16 protein-coding genes are annotated in these 16,009 nt (G+C 60.6%); 11 read left to right on the top strand and 5 right to left on the bottom strand.

Annotated features, from left to right (window positions below; all coding sequences use genetic code 11):
- Positions 1-63: 63 nt before the first annotated feature.
- From LVD12_RS13745 to LVD12_RS13735, 3 genes are all read left to right on the top strand, one after another.
- A complete protein-coding gene (locus LVD12_RS13745; protein ID WP_237068308.1) occupies positions 64-525 on the top strand; it encodes a hypothetical protein in 462 nt (153 codons plus the stop codon).
- A gap of 159 nt (positions 526-684) precedes the next feature.
- A complete protein-coding gene (locus tag LVD12_RS13740) occupies positions 685-1,299 on the top strand; it encodes a hypothetical protein (RefSeq protein ID WP_237068307.1) in 615 nt (204 codons plus the stop codon).
- Positions 1,296-2,699 carry a class II fumarate hydratase gene (locus tag LVD12_RS13735; protein WP_237068306.1) on the top strand — a complete coding sequence of 468 codons (1,404 nt, stop codon included), beginning with the start codon at positions 1,296-1,298 and terminating at the stop codon, positions 2,697-2,699. The genes LVD12_RS13740 and LVD12_RS13735 overlap by 4 nt, the downstream gene beginning before the upstream one ends.
- A 41-nt stretch (positions 2,700-2,740) precedes the next feature.
- Here the strand turns inward: LVD12_RS13735 and LVD12_RS16130 are convergent, their stop codons facing one another.
- Complete coding sequence (locus LVD12_RS16130; protein ID WP_255771927.1) at positions 2,741-2,863, bottom strand: hypothetical protein; 123 nt, start codon at positions 2,861-2,863, stop codon at positions 2,741-2,743.
- A 144-nt stretch (positions 2,864-3,007) separates the two neighbouring features.
- Here LVD12_RS16130 and LVD12_RS13730 point away from each other — a divergent pair, with 144 nt between their 5' ends.
- The 6 genes from LVD12_RS13730 (at position 3,008) to LVD12_RS13705 (ending at position 9,174) form a co-directional block, all read left to right on the top strand.
- Positions 3,008-3,211, top strand: a complete 204-nt coding sequence (locus LVD12_RS13730) for a hypothetical protein (protein ID WP_237068305.1) — start codon at positions 3,008-3,010, stop codon at positions 3,209-3,211.
- Positions 3,212-4,264 (top strand): AraC family transcriptional regulator, encoded by a 1,053-nt coding sequence (locus LVD12_RS13725; protein ID WP_237068304.1) that lies wholly within the window; start codon positions 3,212-3,214, stop codon positions 4,262-4,264.
- 212 nt (positions 4,265-4,476) lie between these two features.
- On the top strand, positions 4,477-6,270 hold the full coding sequence (locus LVD12_RS13720) for an acyl-CoA dehydrogenase C-terminal domain-containing protein (RefSeq protein ID WP_237068303.1): 1,794 nt from the start codon (positions 4,477-4,479) through the stop codon (positions 6,268-6,270).
- Positions 6,271-6,383: 113 nt separating this feature from the next.
- A complete protein-coding gene (locus LVD12_RS13715) occupies positions 6,384-6,701 on the top strand; it encodes an SCP2 sterol-binding domain-containing protein (protein WP_237068302.1) in 318 nt (105 codons plus the stop codon).
- A 172-nt stretch (positions 6,702-6,873) separates the two neighbouring features.
- Positions 6,874-8,511 carry an AMP-binding protein gene (locus tag LVD12_RS13710; protein ID WP_305080543.1) on the top strand — a complete coding sequence of 546 codons (1,638 nt, stop codon included), beginning with the start codon at positions 6,874-6,876 and terminating at the stop codon, positions 8,509-8,511.
- Between the two features lie 198 nt (positions 8,512-8,709).
- A complete protein-coding gene (locus LVD12_RS13705; RefSeq protein WP_237068301.1) occupies positions 8,710-9,174 on the top strand; it encodes a phosphate-starvation-inducible PsiE family protein in 465 nt (154 codons plus the stop codon).
- Between the two features lie 125 nt (positions 9,175-9,299).
- Here the strand turns inward: LVD12_RS13705 and LVD12_RS13700 are convergent, their stop codons facing one another.
- From LVD12_RS13700 to LVD12_RS13690, 3 genes are all read right to left on the bottom strand, one after another.
- Complete coding sequence (locus LVD12_RS13700) at positions 9,300-10,997, bottom strand: M28 family metallopeptidase (protein WP_237068300.1); 1,698 nt, start codon at positions 10,995-10,997, stop codon at positions 9,300-9,302.
- Between the two features lie 142 nt (positions 10,998-11,139).
- Entirely contained in the window at positions 11,140-12,261 is a 1,122-nt protein-coding gene (locus tag LVD12_RS13695) for a M14 family metallopeptidase (RefSeq protein ID WP_237068299.1), read from the bottom strand.
- 452 nt (positions 12,262-12,713) lie between these two features.
- Positions 12,714-13,298: a lipid-binding SYLF domain-containing protein gene (locus LVD12_RS13690; RefSeq protein ID WP_237068298.1), complete on the bottom strand. Its 585-nt coding sequence runs from the start codon at positions 13,296-13,298 to the stop codon at positions 12,714-12,716.
- A 228-nt stretch (positions 13,299-13,526) separates the two neighbouring features.
- Between LVD12_RS13690 and LVD12_RS13685 the strand changes: the two genes are divergently transcribed.
- A complete protein-coding gene (locus LVD12_RS13685; protein WP_237068297.1) occupies positions 13,527-14,009 on the top strand; it encodes a hypothetical protein in 483 nt (160 codons plus the stop codon).
- A 6-nt stretch (positions 14,010-14,015) separates the two neighbouring features.
- Entirely contained in the window at positions 14,016-14,939 is a 924-nt protein-coding gene (locus LVD12_RS13680; RefSeq protein ID WP_237068296.1) for a heme-dependent oxidative N-demethylase family protein, read from the top strand.
- Here LVD12_RS13680 and LVD12_RS13675 read toward each other — a convergent pair.
- Entirely contained in the window at positions 14,921-15,919 is a 999-nt protein-coding gene (locus LVD12_RS13675) for an AraC family transcriptional regulator (RefSeq protein ID WP_237068295.1), read from the bottom strand. The two genes, LVD12_RS13680 and LVD12_RS13675, sit on opposite strands and share 19 nt — an antisense overlap.
- Positions 15,920-16,009 lie beyond the last annotated feature (90 nt).

Raw genomic sequence — 16,009 nt, 5'->3', positions numbered from 1 at the left:
TGTAGCTTTATTGTCGCTGCCCCGTTAAAGTGGATGCTCCTGAGAATTTTGACCGGATATTTTTTGTCCGGTCGAGCGGTGCTGAGGAAGGAACAGGTGGGCGATCAGGAATCCATTGTCTACGGATGCATCAAAGACAGTAACAGTCTTGCGGGCGGTGCCGACCGTCGGCGCGTCAATCGCGAGGCGGTGCTGTCCCTGCCCAGCGCCGATGAATGGCCATTCCTGTGCCGGGATATGTTCTCTATCCCTACCATCAAGCTGAAACAATCCCAGTACCAGACCGATGTGATCCACTTCGGCGCTTCCTACCGCGCGGTGGAGTATGAGTGGCGTCACTGGATCCAGAAGTTCGAGGAGCTGCTACAGAAAATGTACTGGGTGTCTGCAACGGTGCACCTGGAAACCGAACTCTCCGGAACCCATTCCTTTACCTGGGAGGCCCCCGGCCTCTACCACGAGCCCGGCTGCGGTGATATGCAGGTTCGTTGCGAGTGGACCCAGGAGGGAAGGGTCAGTATTTGATCTGCGCCTGAACCGGGTTTACTGCCCGGAGAAGCGGCTATCGAGTACCCTTCCGAATCTTTTCCCACCACCTGGCATTATTTTCCTCCTGCTATGCTTTAGCTATCTTCGGCCGCCAACTGTCGAACTTTCTTCTGATGGCTTGAGGAGCAGAATCGCTTGGACTCAGCCCCATCCCTCGCTACCGGCAATGTCAATTACGCCGCCCTGTACATGCACATCCGGGTCATCCTCGGCATTGTGGTGGGGCTTGGCCTGACGCACCTGCTGCGGAATCTCGTCAAAGTTGTCGAAGAGCCGAGGTCTGACCGTGTGTATTGGGTTCATCTTGGCTGGGTGGCTTTTGTCCTGTTTTATTTGCTTCAGTTCTGGTGGTGGGAGTTCCGCTTCACGAAAACCAGTGAAATTGGCCTGGGCACCTATCTGTACCTGATCAGCTACGCCTCTCTGCTCTATGTGCTCTGTGCGCTTCTTTTTCCTGAGAAGAGCAGCGATCCCAAGGACTACTTTGTGCTGTTTTACCTGAGGAGAAAGTGGTTTTTTGCGGTGCTGGCGCTGGTATTCGTCATCGATTTTGGTGATACCCTGCTGAAGGGCGGGAACTACCTGATCGCCTTGGGTAGCCTTTATGTATATTTCAATCTGTTTTTCATCGTTGGAAGCCTTCTCGCCATGGGTACCAGAAGTCCGCTTTATCATGCGGGTTTTCTGATTTCTGGCTTTTGCTTGCTAGTCTTTTACTTCTTCTACCAACAAGGCTCACTCAATTTATGAGCGAAACATTCCGCACAGAGAAAGACAGCCTGGGAGAGATCCGGGTACCAGACTCCGCACTTTATGGTGCACAAACGCAGAGGGCGGTCGACAATTTCCCGGTCAGTGGGCAGGGGCTGCCGCTGGAGTTCATCCGCGCCGTGGTACTGATCAAGAAGTCGGCGGCACAGGCCAATGGTGATCTCGGACAGCTGTCCGAGGAAATGGTGACGGCCATTGTCGAGGCCTGTGACAGCCTGACTGAGGAGGACTACCAGCGCCAGTTTCCCGTCGATGTCTACCAGACCGGCTCCGGCACCAGCACCAACATGAACGTGAACGAGGTGCTCGCGCACATTGCCCGGTGCGACAGCGGCCTGGAGATCAGCCCCAACGACCATGTCAACATGGGCCAGAGTAGTAACGATGTAATCCCGACGGCGATCCATGTTTCTGCACTGCTTGGGGTGCGCGACGGGCTGCTTCCTGCCATGCGCCATCTGCACAGTGTCCTCCACGAAAAGGCCATGTCCGTCAACGGGGTGGTCAAGACCGGCCGTACACACCTGATGGATGCACTGCCACTCACCCTGACCCAGGAAGTAGAGGCGTGGGCGGCGCAGATCGAGCAGTGCCGGGAACGAATCCGCGGGACGTTGCCGAGGCTCGCGCAACTGGCACAGGGCGGTACGGCAATCGGCACGGGACTCAATGCCCACCCCAGATTCGCCGCGCTGTTTGCACAGAAGCTCAGCGCGAACACCACCCACCAGTTTGCCCCTGCCGACAACCACTTCGCAGCCATCGCGAGTCAGGATACGGCGGTGGAGCTCTCCGGGCAGTTGCGTGTGCTGGCAGTAGCACTGATGAAAATTGCCAACGATCTGCGCTGGATGAATAGCGGTCCGCTGGCCGGTTTGGGGGAAATTGAACTGCAGGCGTTGCAGCCGGGCAGCAGTATCATGCCTGGCAAGGTCAATCCGGTGATTGCGGAAGCTGTGGCGATGGTTTCCGCCCGGGTGATGGGCAATGATGCGACCATCGGCGTGGCGGGGCAAAGCGGCAATTTCCAGCTCAATGTCATGTTGCCGGTGATCGCGTACACCCTGCTGGAAAGTATCCGTTTACTGACCAGCAGCACCGGGTTGCTGGCGGACAAGGCAGTTGCCACTTTCTCAGTGAATAAAGGCAATATCGACAGGGCTTTGTCCCGCAATCCGATTCTCGTGACATCCCTCAATCCGGTTATCGGTTATGCAAAAGCGGCCGAAATCGCCAAGGAGGCCTATCGCACGGGCAGGCCAGTCATCGAAGTAGCGAAAGAGATGACCGATCTTGATGAGGAAAAGCTGAGGACCCTGCTTGATCCCGCCCGGCTCGCCGCCGGTGGCCTGATTGGGGATGGGAGTGGAAAAGGCTAGCATGTAGGCTGCTGTCGGCGGCGCAAGCGGGAGGTCGGCAATCAGGTCAGCACCAGCAGGCCGACGATGATGGTGGCAATGACCGCGGTCAGCACTTCGCAAACGCGGAAGAGCCGCCGCAGGGCCAGGCGGTCGTCGCTGCGATAAAGAAGTCTCTTGGCCATGCTTGCCTCCTCCGGCGTTGACAGTATCAGCTCGATGCATCACGATGCCGCGCCGCACGGGTATCTTCCTCGATACTCTGAGTTTAGTGTCGCGACCAAGATGCGACCAAGTGTTCACATTCAATCCGGCAGTGGGGCGAGACCATGGCAAAGAAAAGTCGACGTTCGTTTGTGACCAGCGTTCTCGCCTGTGCCGCCTTCGTCGCAGCTGCGATCTGGAGCTGGGATCTGCCGGTGCGGGATGTTCTTTCTTATCTGGTGTTGTTGCTGGTCTTTCTCGCCGTCATCATCGCCGCCGCTTTCGGATTCGGTGCCCTGCTGAACTGGCTGCGCGGACGCAAAAAGTAGATGGCCGAGCCGGATAAGGATATTCGCATCCCCATTGCCTACCTCGAGCGCCTGCTCGATGAGGCCGGGCGGCATGGTTGTCGCCGGGAAGAGCTGCTTGCTGCGGTGGACATCACCGAGGACGAACTCGTTGGTGCCGCGGCCTTTTCCGCGCTCAAGTACGGGCGCCTCTACCAGCGCGTCATGTGGCAAGTGCAGGACGAGTGGTTCGGTATGCTGAGTGGCGGCCGGGTGCGTTCCGGCTCCTTTCGCCTGCTGTGCCTGACGGTGGTCAATTGTGCGACGGTCAGGCAGGCGATCACTCTGAGTGCCGAATTCATGGAAATCTGCCGCGGCTTCAAGGTCAAGCCGGTACTGGAGCCCGTCGGCGATGGCCGTGAACGCGTGGCGATCCGTGGTATCAGCTTACTGGAAGAGGGCGAATTTGAAGGGCTGATCGCCGATACCACGCCCAGTGTTATCCGTACCACTCTGGCCGTCTGGCATCGCTTCTACTGCTGGCTGGTGGGCCGTGAAATTCCCCTGGCGAGGCTGCACTTTTCCTTTCCCTGTCCGGAGGAATTCCAGACCCTGGCACAGAGCGAGGCGGGGGAGCTGCTGTTCGAGCAGCCCTGCAATGCCCTGGAATACGACAGCCGCTATCTCGACTATCCGGTAGTGCAGAATCCACAGACCGTCGAGGACTTTATCCGCACCGCTCCCTATCATCTGGTGATCAGTGATGGCAGCGCCAACAGCATCAAGACCAAGGTCAAAACCATTCTCAACCGCGATGTGAGCGAGTCCATGCCCGCGGCGGAAGTGGTGGCTGAGCGTCTCAATATGTCGGTCACCACCCTGCGGCGCCGCCTGCAGCAGGAGGGCACCTCCTACCAGAAGCTGAAGGACGAGTGCCGTATGGAGGCCGCCTTCCACTACCTGAGCTGCCCGGATCTCTCCAATGCCCAGATTGCGGAGATGCTTGGGTTCGATGAATCCAGCGCTTTTTTCCGCGCTTTCAAGAAATGGACCGGTATCACGCCGGGGGAATATCGCAGCCGCAAGGCGGGATGATCCACCCACTGCCGTGCCAATCCCCCTGGCGCTGCTCACTGTCTGCGCAACCATTTGGTCACGCCTCTATTTGTCATTGCTTTGGACGGATTTCGCCATAGAGCGAATTTGTCCGTTACTACTATGATGAACGAAACCTAGATACTAGTCACAAAACTGACCGGACGGTTTCGGCCGGGTCGGAGAAAAAACAGCGAACTGAGGGTAGCAGGATGACCGATATCAAGATTCCACTGCGTGACATGCGTTTTGCCATGCGCGAGCTGCTGGACTGGGACCAGCACTACGCCTCCCTGGGATATGACGAAGCATCACCGGACCTGGTGGATGCCATCCTGGAAGAGGGCGCCAAGTTCTGTGAAAACGTCCTGGCACCGCTGAACGCCGTCGGCGACCAGCAGGGTTGTACCTGGAAAGATGGCGAAGTCACCACACCGGAAGGTTTCAAGGAAGCCTACCAGCAGTTCGTGGAGGCCGGCTGGCCTTCCCTGGCCCATGACCCGGAGCACGGTGGCCAGGGTCTGCCACCGTCCCTCGGTACCATCATGAGCGAGATGGTGGGTACCACCAACTGGTCCTGGGGTATGTATCCGGGCCTCTCCCACGGTGCCATGAATACCCTTCAGGCGCACGGCACCGACGAACAGAAGGCCACCTACCTGACCAAGCTGGTCGAGGGCTCCTGGACCGGCACCATGTGCCTGACCGAGCCGCACTGCGGTACCGACCTGGGGATTCTGCGCACCAAGGCCGAGCCCAACGCGGATGGCTCCTATGCCATCACCGGTACCAAGATCTTTATCTCCGCCGGTGAGCACGACATGGCGGAAAACATCGTCCATATCGTTCTGGCGCGCCTGCCGGATGCGCCGGCCGGCACCAAGGGCATCTCCCTGTTCATCGTGCCCAAGTTTCTGCCCAATGAGGACGGTTCCGCGGGGGAGCGCAACGGTGTGGTCTGTGGCTCCCTCGAGCACAAGATGGGTATCCACGGCAATGCCACCGCGGTGCTGAACTTCGACGGCGCCAAGGGTTTCCTGATCGGCCCGCCGAACAAGGGGTTGAACTGCATGTTCACCTTCATGAACACCGCGCGCCTGGGTACTGCCCTGCAGGGCCTGGCCCACGCTGAGGCGGGCTTCCAGAAATCCCTGGCCTATGCCCGTGACCGTCTGCAGATGCGCTCCCTTTCCGGTCCGAAGAACCCGGAAGGTGCCGCCGACCCGATCATCGTGCACCCGGACGTACGCCGTATGCTGCTGACCCAGAAGGCCTTCGCCGAGGGCGGCCGCATGCTGATCATGCTGTGTGCGCAGCAGGTGGACCGCACGCACAAGGGATCCGATGAGGAGAAAAAGGAAGCCGAAGACCTGCTCGCCTTCCTGACCCCGATCGCCAAGGCATTCCTCACCGAGGCCGGGTTCGAGTCGGCGAACCTGGGCCTGCAGTGCTTCGGTGGCCACGGCTACATCGCCGAGTGGGGCATGGAGCAGAACGTTCGCGACGCCCGTATCTCGACCATTTATGAGGGCACCACCGGAATCCAGGCGCTGGACCTGTTGGGCCGCAAGGTGCTGATGAGCCAGGGTGAGCTGCTGCGCAAGTTCACCAAGCAGGTGCACAAATTCTGCCAGGCAGAAGTCGATACAGAAGCACTGGCTCCGTTCGTCAGCAAGCTGCAGGAGCTCAACAAGGAGTGGGGCGATGTCACCATGCACGTCGGTGCCAAGGCGATGGAGAATCCGGAAGAAGTGGGTGCTGCTTCCGTCGATTACCTGATGTACTCGGGTTACGTGGCTCTGGGCTTCCTGTGGGCTCGTGCCGCCAAGGTGGCCAACGACAAGCTGGCGGCAGGGGAAGGCGATGCCGACTTCTATCGCGCCAAGCTGGCGACTGCGCGCTTTTATTTCGACCGCATCCTGCCGCGCACCGCAACCCATGCCGCAGCCATGAAGAGCGGTGCGGCCAACCTGATGGAGCTGGACGCAGAGCACTTCGCCTTCTGAGTCCGGGCACCTGTCGATACCGCCGGCCTAGCCGGCGGTTTTTTTATGCCGAGCCCAACATGCCCCGCGGCGGGGTGGGCTCGCTGTTTTCGCTCTGGTAGTAGGACCGCAGTATGCAGTTGCCGGCCCCCATCATCGAGCGCCTGCAGAGGCTCTCTTGTTTGCACCCACTCACTCGGGTACAGTTCCGGCTGCCGGATGCCAGCGATTTTTACGTGATATTGCCGCCCTGTGGCGAAAATGTGGCGGTGATTTCCCGGTTTGGAGAGACTGAGTCCCCGCGCCTGGTGCTGGAGATGTCGGAGCGGACCCTCGAAGCCATCCTCGGAGGCACCCTGAGCGCGCGCCATGCATTCCTGCTCGGCGACCTTTGTTATACCGGCGACCGGGATCTGGCCGCCGCGCTGGCCGACCTTTTTCCGGCGGCCTGAGAGAGGGCATCATAAGGCTGCGAAAGCGGCACACAGGCTTTACAGTTGCCGGGCGACTCCATAATGAATTAAACGCCAGGCAGCGGATGAACAATAATTAACGGATCCGTTGAGCCGGGATTCGGCTATAAACGGACTGAGAGAAAACAACAACAGGATTGGGAGAAGAAAGTTGGACCTCGACCGCAGCATTATCGACGTATTTTCAGACGCCTGCGCCAAGTTCGGTGACAGGCCCGCATTTACTTGTCTCGGGCATACCCTGTCAATTTCCGACATCGACAAGTTGAGCGGCCGCTTTGCCTCCTACCTGCAAAACCATACCAACCTGAAGCCTGGCGACCGGATCGCCGTACAGCTGCCGAATGTTTTGCAATACCCGGTGGTGGTGTTTGGTGCGATGCGCGCCGGCCTAGTGGTGGTGAACACCAACCCGCTCTATACCCGCCGGGAGCTGAAACACCAGCTCAATGATTCCGGTGCCAAGGCGCTGGTGGTGCTGGCCAATATTGCCGATACCGCGTCCCAGGTAATCGGGGAGACCGGTGTAGAGACCGTTATCGTCAGTGAAATCGCTGATCTGCACAGCCCGCTGAAGCGCACCCTGATCAACAGTGTTGCCAAATACGTCAAGAAGATGGTTCCGGAGTTTTCCTTCCGCAATCAGGTCAATTTCCGCGATGCCATGAACCTGGGGGGCAAGCAGCCACATCAGGACGTCGAGCGGGGCCCGGAAGACGTAGCCGTGCTGCAGTACACCGGCGGTACCACAGGTGTCGCAAAGGGGGCCATGCTGACCAACCGCAACCTGGTGGCCAACATGGAGCAGGTACGTGAAGCGCTGGGGGATTCCATCAAGGAAGGCGAAGAGATCTACATCGCCCCGCTGCCGCTCTACCACATCTATGCCTTCACCATTCACTGCATGTCCCTGTTTGCCACCGGCAACCATTCGATCCTGATCCCGAACCCGCGGGATATCCCTGCATTCGTGAAGACCCTGAAGGGTATCCGTTTCACCGGTTTCGTCGGTCTGAACACCCTGTTCAATGGCCTGATGCGCAACCCGGACTTCGCCGAGCTCGACTTCAGCAAGCTGCACACCACCGCATCGGGTGGCATGGCCCTGACCCGTGACACGGCCAAGCGCTGGGAGGAGATGACCGGTTGCGTGGTGACCGAGGGCTACGGCATGACCGAGACCTCGCCGGTGGTGTCATTCAATCCGGCCGAGGCCGTACAGCTGGGTACCGTGGGCAAGCCGGTGCCGGCCACCGAAGTGAAGGTCATCGACGAAAACGGCAACGACCTGCCGAACAACACCCCGGGCGAATTGTGCGTACGCGGTCCCCAGGTGATGAAGGGTTACTGGCAGCGCGAAGAGGCCACTGCCGAGACGATCGACAGTGAAGGCTGGCTGCGCACTGGTGATATGGCGGTCATCCAGGACGACGGCTATATCAAAATCGTCGATCGCAAGAAAGACATGATCATCGTCTCCGGTTTCAATGTGTATCCGAACGAGATTGAAGACGTTGTCAGCGCCCACGACAAAGTCACTGAGGCCGCCGCCATCGGTATCCCCGACGAGAAGAGCGGGGAGATGGTGAAGCTTTTCGTGGTGAAAGCCGATGACTCGCTCACCGAAGAAGAACTGATCGCCTTCTGCCGGGATAACATGACCGCGTACAAGGTGCCGAAGCAGGTAGAGTTCCGTGACGAACTGCCGAAGACCAATGTCGGCAAGATTCTGCGTCGCGAGCTGCGCGACGAGGAAATGAAGAAGATCGGGGCGCTCGAAAACGCCTGATGTCGAGGATCTTTATCCGCGATTGATTCGTCATCTAAAACCCCGCTGGCAACAGCGGGGTTTTTTTGTATCTCCGTTTTGTCCTGACGGGGAGGAGTGGAGAGGGCAGGCTCCGGATCTGCTGCTCACCTCTCGCCGAAGGCTGTATGGGCAAGCTGCGCTATAACTGTTGTGCGCAACACTTGGCTGGAGGATGAGATGGCGGATACTGACGAGCACAGTCAACTGGTGCACGAGGAGCTGCCGAAGGAGCACGAGGATCCCCTGATTCGTATCCTGCACGGGGCAATCCGGAATTCGGTGCGGCTGCTGGCGGTGCTGATGGCACTGGTGATCATGTGGTCAGTGGCCGATGTAGTCCATACCATCTACGAGCGGCTGACGAAAGAACCGCTATGGTTACTGGACCACAACGACCTGTTTGATGTCTTCGGCGCCTTTATGCCGGTGCTGATCGCCATCGAGATTTTCATCAACATCCGCCTCTATCTCGGCTCCAATGTGATTCCCATCCAGCTGGTGCTGGCGACAGCGCTGATGGCGATTGCGAGGAAGGTGATCGTGCTGGACCTGACGGATACCGAGGCGCTGTATGTGTTCGCTATCGCCGCAGCGGCGGTTGCACTCGGAATTGCGTACTGGCTGGTGGCGAAGAAAAGCTGAGGGGATCAGGGAGGGGGATAAGGGGCGAGTGCCTCAGAAAAAATTCCGGGTGAGGAATTCCTGATGCCCCGGAAGAACGAAAAAAGCCCGGCAAAGCCGGGCTTTTTTGGGACAAATGCCGCTGATTACTGGCGGGCTTCTGCGCTGGCGTCACGGGCCGCGCGGAATTCGTTGCCCTCGTACCAGTTGGGCCAGTCGCGGCTGTTGGCCAGTTTCAGGCCCAGTTCCAGGCCCAGCTGCAGATCCATGGCAGTACCTTCCAGGTTCCAGTTCGGATCATACTCGTCAGCGGGCTTGTGGTAGGCGTGGGAGAGGTATTCCTGGTCCTGAGCCTGGGCCCACTCGCGGCCGTGTTCGAAGGAGTCGGTGCCGGACTTGAAGTACAGCATCGGCACGCCTTTCTTGGCCAGGCTGAAGTGATCCGAGCGGTAGAAGTAACCGCGCTCCGGGTGTTCCTCGGGCGCCAGGTAGCGCTCCTGACCCTTGGCCGCAGTCTCCAGCATTTCTTCCAGTTCGCTGTTGCCGTAGCCCACGACCACCACGTCACGCATCGGCCCGAGCACGCCCAGGGCGTCGAAGTTGATGCCTGCCACGGTTTTCTCCAGCGGTACAACCGGGTTGGCGGCGTAGTACTTGGAACCCAGCAGGCCGGATTCCTCGGCGGTGACCGCGACGAAGAGCAAGGAGCGGTCCGGACGCTCTTCCATTGCCGCCGCCTGGCGGGCCATGGCGATCAGGCCGGCGGTGCCGGTGGCATTGTCCTTTGCGCCGTTGAAGATGTGGTCTTCGCCCTCGGCGTGGTCATTGACACCCAGGTGGTCCCAGTGGGCGGTGTAGATGATTGCTTCGTCCGGGTATTTCTTGCCTGGCAGTTTCGCGACCACATTGCGGGAGTCGGAAGTGCGCAGGCTGTTTTCCAGTGCGACGCTGGCTTTCAGCCCCAGCGGCTTGGCCTTGAAACCGCGCTGGTGGGCAGCCGCGACTTCGCTGTCGAGGTCCAGGCCGGCAGCTTCGAACAACTCGCGCGCAACGTCCTGGGTGATCCAGGATTCGATCGCCACCCGGTCCGCATTCTTGTCCTCCGCTGCCAGGCTGATCTGGGCGCCGGACCAGCTGCCGCTGACCACTTCCCACGGGTAGCCGGCTGCGCCGGTCTCGTGAATGATGATGGCGCCGTCGGCACCCTGGCGGGCCGCTTCTTCAAATTTGTAGCTCCAGCGACCGTAATAGGTCATGGCGTTGCCGTTGAAGAAGTCCGCGTCCTTGGTGGCGTAGCCCGGGTCATTGACCAGGATTACCGCAGTCTTACCGGTCATATCGAGGCCGGCATAGTCGTTCCAGTCGTTTTCCGGGGCCACGATGCCGTAGCCGACGTACACCAGTTCGCTGGCGTCGATGGCGGACGCTTCGGTCTGGCGCTGGGTGAAGGCCACCATGTCAGTGAGTGGCTGCAGCTCTTTCTCGAAGCCCTGGCCGGAAATGCTCATGGGGCTGGACTTGATCTGCATCTCGACCACCGGCACCTGCTGGAACCAGCTGGGTTCACCGTGATCGTCGGTGGTGCCCGGCTCCAAACCGAGGGCGGCGAATTGCTCTGCCAGATAGTTGACGGTCAGCTCTTCACCCGCGGTGGCGGGGGCCCGGCCCTGGAACTTGTCGGAGGCCAGGATGGCGATGTGCTCGTGCAGTTCTTCCGCCATGACCTTGATCGGGTCAGCGGTCTGAGTGGTGTCGGCGGGCGCTGTCGCGTCCTTGCCGCAGGCGGTGACGCCGGCGATGGCCGCAGTCAGGCCTATGCCGCGCCAAAACGAGGAAATTTGCATGGATTTCTACCTGTCTTTTTTTATCGGCGGATAAGTTACCAAAAACGGCGCTGGCGGCCGAATGATTCTGTGCTGAATATCCGGCCGCCGGCAGAGGATCTTATCTTTTGTGCGGCAGCCACAGTGGCTGCCGCGTATGGGATCACAGTTTCTTGAGGGTTTCCCGGATCGGGAACAGGATGTCGCGGGCCAGCTGCTGGCAGCGCGCGGGGGACCATCCCTCGATGGGGTCGGGCAGGTTGTCATTGTCCTTGAAGGGCATCTCCAGGGTCAGGGCCAGGGTGCGGAACTGGTGGCCACACCAGTTGGTGCCCACGGTCATGTTGGCCTCGCCCGGCTTGTTCTTCTCATAGCCGCGCTCGGTCTGGAAGTCCGGGTTGACCGCGACAAAGGCCCGCTTGAAGGTGTCCTCGAGCGTTGCGTGGCGTTCGTCGTAACCGGGGATGCCCTCGCAACCGGCAACGAAATTGAAGGGCAGGGCCTCATCGCCGTGGATATCCAGGAAGATGTCGCCACCCAGTTCGAGCATTTTCTCCCGCACCAGGTAAACCTCAGGGCTGCGCTCCATGCTCGGCTCGAGCCACTCCCGGTTCAGGTTGGCGCCGACCGCGTTGGTACGCAGGTGGCCGCGCACGCTGCCATCGGGGTTCATATTGGGGACCACGTGGAAGACCGTATCCTGCAGCAGAGTGCGCGCGGCCGGGTTGGCATCGTCCAGCAGTGCGTCGAGGAAGCCTTCCACGAACCACTCCGCCATGGTCTCGCCAGGGTGCTGCCGCGCGATCATCCACACACGGTGCTTGGCGCTACTGGCATCGCCAATGGTGAGCAGGGTCATGTCGCGCCCGTCCAGGGTCTGGCCGAGGGTTTCCTGTGTGACGAGGTCACTGCCCTGTGCCCAGGCGATCATGTCCAGGTGTCGCTCCCAGGAAAAGGGCGCGAAGTAGGCCAGGTAGATCGCCGGCTGGTCCAGCTCGACGGTGAAATCGAGGACCTTGCCGTCGTATTCGGCACCGATACGGAACCAGTTCTGGCGATCATAGGAAGCGCATACCCGGTAGTTCTCCCAGCCCTCCGGGTAGGCGGCCTTACCGGCATTGGTGATACGCAGCGGATACTGCTTGCCGGGTTCTCCCTCAAGGCGGAAGTGGAACCACTGGTAAAAATCGGAATTGTTGTCCTGCCGGATGGCCAGTTCGATGGGATTGCTGTCAGCGTTGACGATCTCGATATTGCCGCTGTCGAAAGCGCAGGTGATATGCATTGAGTGGACTCCCGTTCGATGAATCGGGCAAGCATACAGGCAAGCGAGGATCTTTGCAGGTGGCGGGTCGGGGGAGGCGGGACGGGAGCGGAGCGGGCGGGCACAAATAAAAAGCACGGCACCGCGAACGATACCGTGCTTCTGCCATTCCCTGGCGGCACCTGCTGCGACTACTGCTCCCTGGAATTTCCGGTGTCAAAACCTTGGCGACTGCTGACTGCCCGGGCCAGATCACAAGTGCGAGATCCAGCACTTTCAGAAATCGGTTACTGCTCCCTAACATTCCGCAGCTGGCGCTGTTTAAAGTTTAGGCAGTGTCCGGGATGTGCGCGCCCGGGGTTCCGGAATTGGCGCCAGATTGGTCAAGTTTTGCTCGATTGCGCGGCGCTGGTCCCGGTGGCACCGGCATTGCGTCGATGGCGGGAACCGTGCCGCGCAACTGCAGGTGGGCCTCAGTTCAGCTCGCTATCCTTCCAGAACTTGGTGCCTTTCAAAGTGGCCTGCAGGGCAATACCGCTCTCGGTCAGCTGGTATACGCGCATGCCGTCCGCAACCACTTCCCCGCCGACCGCGGCGCCCTTGTCCTGGGCTTTGACAGCGGCATCGGCATGGCCGCCGAAAGACCAGCCGCGGTTCACGAAGCGGTCCATAACCTCGGGGGAGTCGAACAGGAACAGGGCCCGAAAGTCTTTCACCCCGAAGCCGAGCCCCACGCCCAGCTCACCCATCTTCATATAGGTGCGCTGGCGGGTCTGGTTGTCCACCGCAACGCCGTAGCCTGTGGATGCGCTGGCCAGCAGCAGGTTGACATTGACGTTGCTGAATACTGCATAGCCCGGAGCGCGGGCCAGGTCACCCTGCAGGTCGGGCTTGAGCTGGAACAGTTCATTCAGGACTGCCTGCTCGGTGCGGTCGATATGCTGGCGCTGGTCCTGGCGGGTCTGGCCGGGGGCGGCGCAGGCGCTCACCACCAGGGTGGCAATAAGCAGGGTGGCCAGGGTCTTCAGTGTGGACGGTAGGCGTGCGAATGCCTGCATGACGCTCTCCTTGTTTGGTTTTATGGTCTGATTTAACCAGAGGCGCGCGTTTCGCTCGACTGTTTCCTCGTGGCTTTGCGACCTGTGCCACATACCGCCGGGGTGGCGCTACTTTCCGCAGGAACGGCGTTTCGGTAAGCTTGGCCACTTTCCTCTGGGCGGCGGCTGGAAGCCGTGGTGCTATCCCAGCCGCCCGGTCCTTATCCTCTGACGAACGAGAGAAACGAAATGCACAAGACCGTGAAGCGCAGCATCGCTGCCACTTGCCTGCTGACCATGGCGATGAACCTGACTGCCTGTGGCTACTTCCTGTACCCGGAGCGCAAGGGCCAGACCGGCGGACGCGTGGATCCGGTGGTCGTGATCCTGGATGGTGCGGCCCTGCTGTTCGGTATCCTGCCGGGGATCGTGGCTTTCGCGGTCGATTTCACCAACGGCACCATCTACCTGCCGGCCGGCGGTTCTTCCGCGATCGATCGTCACCTGACTGAGGCGGACGGCGAAGACGTCCGCACCGTCATCGACCAGGAAGGTCAGCTGTGGGTCGAAATGCCGCTCGAGGAGGGCATCGCCAAGGCCGAGCAGCTGCGCCAGCTGAGCGCCACCCTGTCCGGTGCCACCGGCCAGAAAGTGGTGCCCGCCGATATCGTGTGGCTCGAGGATCTCGCTGCCCTGCGCGCGGCATCTGCCCAGGCCACGGCATCCCTCTGATCTCCCATGAGCAAACCCGGTGCGGTTCTGCCGCACCCTGTCGCTGACAGGCGCTATGCACAGCCTGAACCGTTCCTGCTGCCGTTCATGCAGCACCGGGAACTGGTGCATATGGGCCTGCAGCGCCTGGATCCGGCCTGCTGGATCCAGCCCTGCCAGAACCTGCATCACTACCACCACAACAAGCTGAATGCCCGGCGGGCCCTTGGCGAGCGCGTCTTTGCTGCGTTACCGCGCTCGCAAGAGGCGCAGGAAGAGCTGCGGGGGCTGTTGTTGCAACATCTCTGCCGGGACCATGCCCCGCAATACCGTCGCTCCGCCAATGCACTGCAGTGGCGGCAGGGTGGGGCGGTGCTGCGCTGGTCCATGGCCGATGCCGGGCACCCCCTGTGGGGGGCGAGCCTGTGGGTAGCAGATGACCTCTGTCTTTTGCAGCCGGGTGACAGCGGCTATGAACTCACCGCCGCCTCGCTGGCGGCACCCAGCTACTGGCGGCTGGAGGACAAGATCGGTCGACCTCTGGACCAGATCCACAAGCCGGTGCCCGGCTTTGCGAATAAGCTCTCCGCACAGGTAGGGCGCTTCTTCGATCACCTGCTGGCGGACTACCCCGTCTGGCGCAGCAACTGGTCGGTGGTGAGTTCCCCGGAGTTGTTGCAACGCGGCAATGTGGCTGCGGCGGACGGACCCCTTTATCTGCGGGTCGAGCGCCAGTCACTGCGTCGCCTGCCACAGACGGGTGCGGTGGTGTTCACCATCCGGGTTTCATTGAATCCCCTGGCTGACCTGCACGCCGTCCCCGGTGCCGTTGCGGCGCTGGCGGAAGCGGTCAAGGGCATGTCCCCCGATGAGTCACGCTACAAATCCCTCGCCCCGCTGTTGCCGAGGCTGCAGGCATTTCTCGCCAGCGCTCAGTCCGCCGTGTACTGATTGCGGTAGTTCTTTGGGGACAACCCGGTCCAGCGCCGGAAGGCCTTGCCGAAGGCGCTCTCGTCGCAGTAGCCGAGTGCCGCAGCGATTTCCGCATTGTTGCGGTCCTTCTGGCGCAGCCACTGGCAGGCGTAATGGCTTCTCACTTCATCCTGAATCGCGCGAAAGCTCGCTTCTTCTTCCTGAAGTTTACGTCCCAGGTGGCGGGGGCTGATGCACAGGCGGCTGGCCACCTGTTCGCGGGTCAGCTGGGGTTCCTGCTGCAACAGGTGGGCGACACGCAGTTGCAGGCTCTTGTGTTTCAGGGACTTGAGCAGCGCATCGGCCTCGGGCTTGAGGCGCGCCATCACCTGCTGGTCTGCGGCGACGAGGGGAGTGTCCAGGTCCTGTGGCCGCAGGCGTATGGCGGACACCGGGGCGTTGAACTGTACCGGCGCCTGCAGCAGGTTCTGGTATTGTTGCTGCAGTGCCAGGGAGGGGGCCGGGTAGGCGAGCAGCAGGCTCTGGGGCCTGAACTGGTTACCGGTCATGCTGCGGGTCTGGTTTAAACAGGCGGACAGTACGGTCTCGACGCGCAGGCGCGCGCAGCGCAGGTAATTGGGCTGGTAGCAGAGGTCGGCGTGGTGGGCGCCGCGGCGCAGTTCAAACTGGCCGCCTTCGCCCACCAGCGGATGGTAGGTCAGCAGCTGGTTGATGGCCTCCCCCAGGGTGCGCTGGGTCATCAGCAGGTAGCCGACCAGCCCCATCTGGGTCGGGTGCATCGCCTGGCCGATGCGGATGCCCAGCAGGGGATCCGGATGGGCCTCGGCGAGGGCGCTCCAGAACTGTTCCTGGATCTCCATGGGGACACGGTCATTTTCGTCTATCCCGGACAGGATCGGAGCGGCTGCTTCGGGGATTTCGAGCTCAAGGCTATTCAGGGCCGCCAGAATTGCCCTTGTATAGCTGAGAGTAACGGTTCTGCTGTCGGCCGGTGTCACTGCTGCTGTCCGGAATTAACCAATGGTTGCCCGATTATGACGACCTGCCCGGGGGTTGTCACGGTATATTGCCGGGCAAGACGAACAGTG

The organism is Microbulbifer guangxiensis, from assembly GCF_021729075.1.
GTDB classification, from domain to species: domain Bacteria; phylum Pseudomonadota; class Gammaproteobacteria; order Pseudomonadales; family Cellvibrionaceae; genus Microbulbifer; species Microbulbifer guangxiensis.
This window is presented reverse-complemented; position numbering and strand designations above follow the sequence as displayed.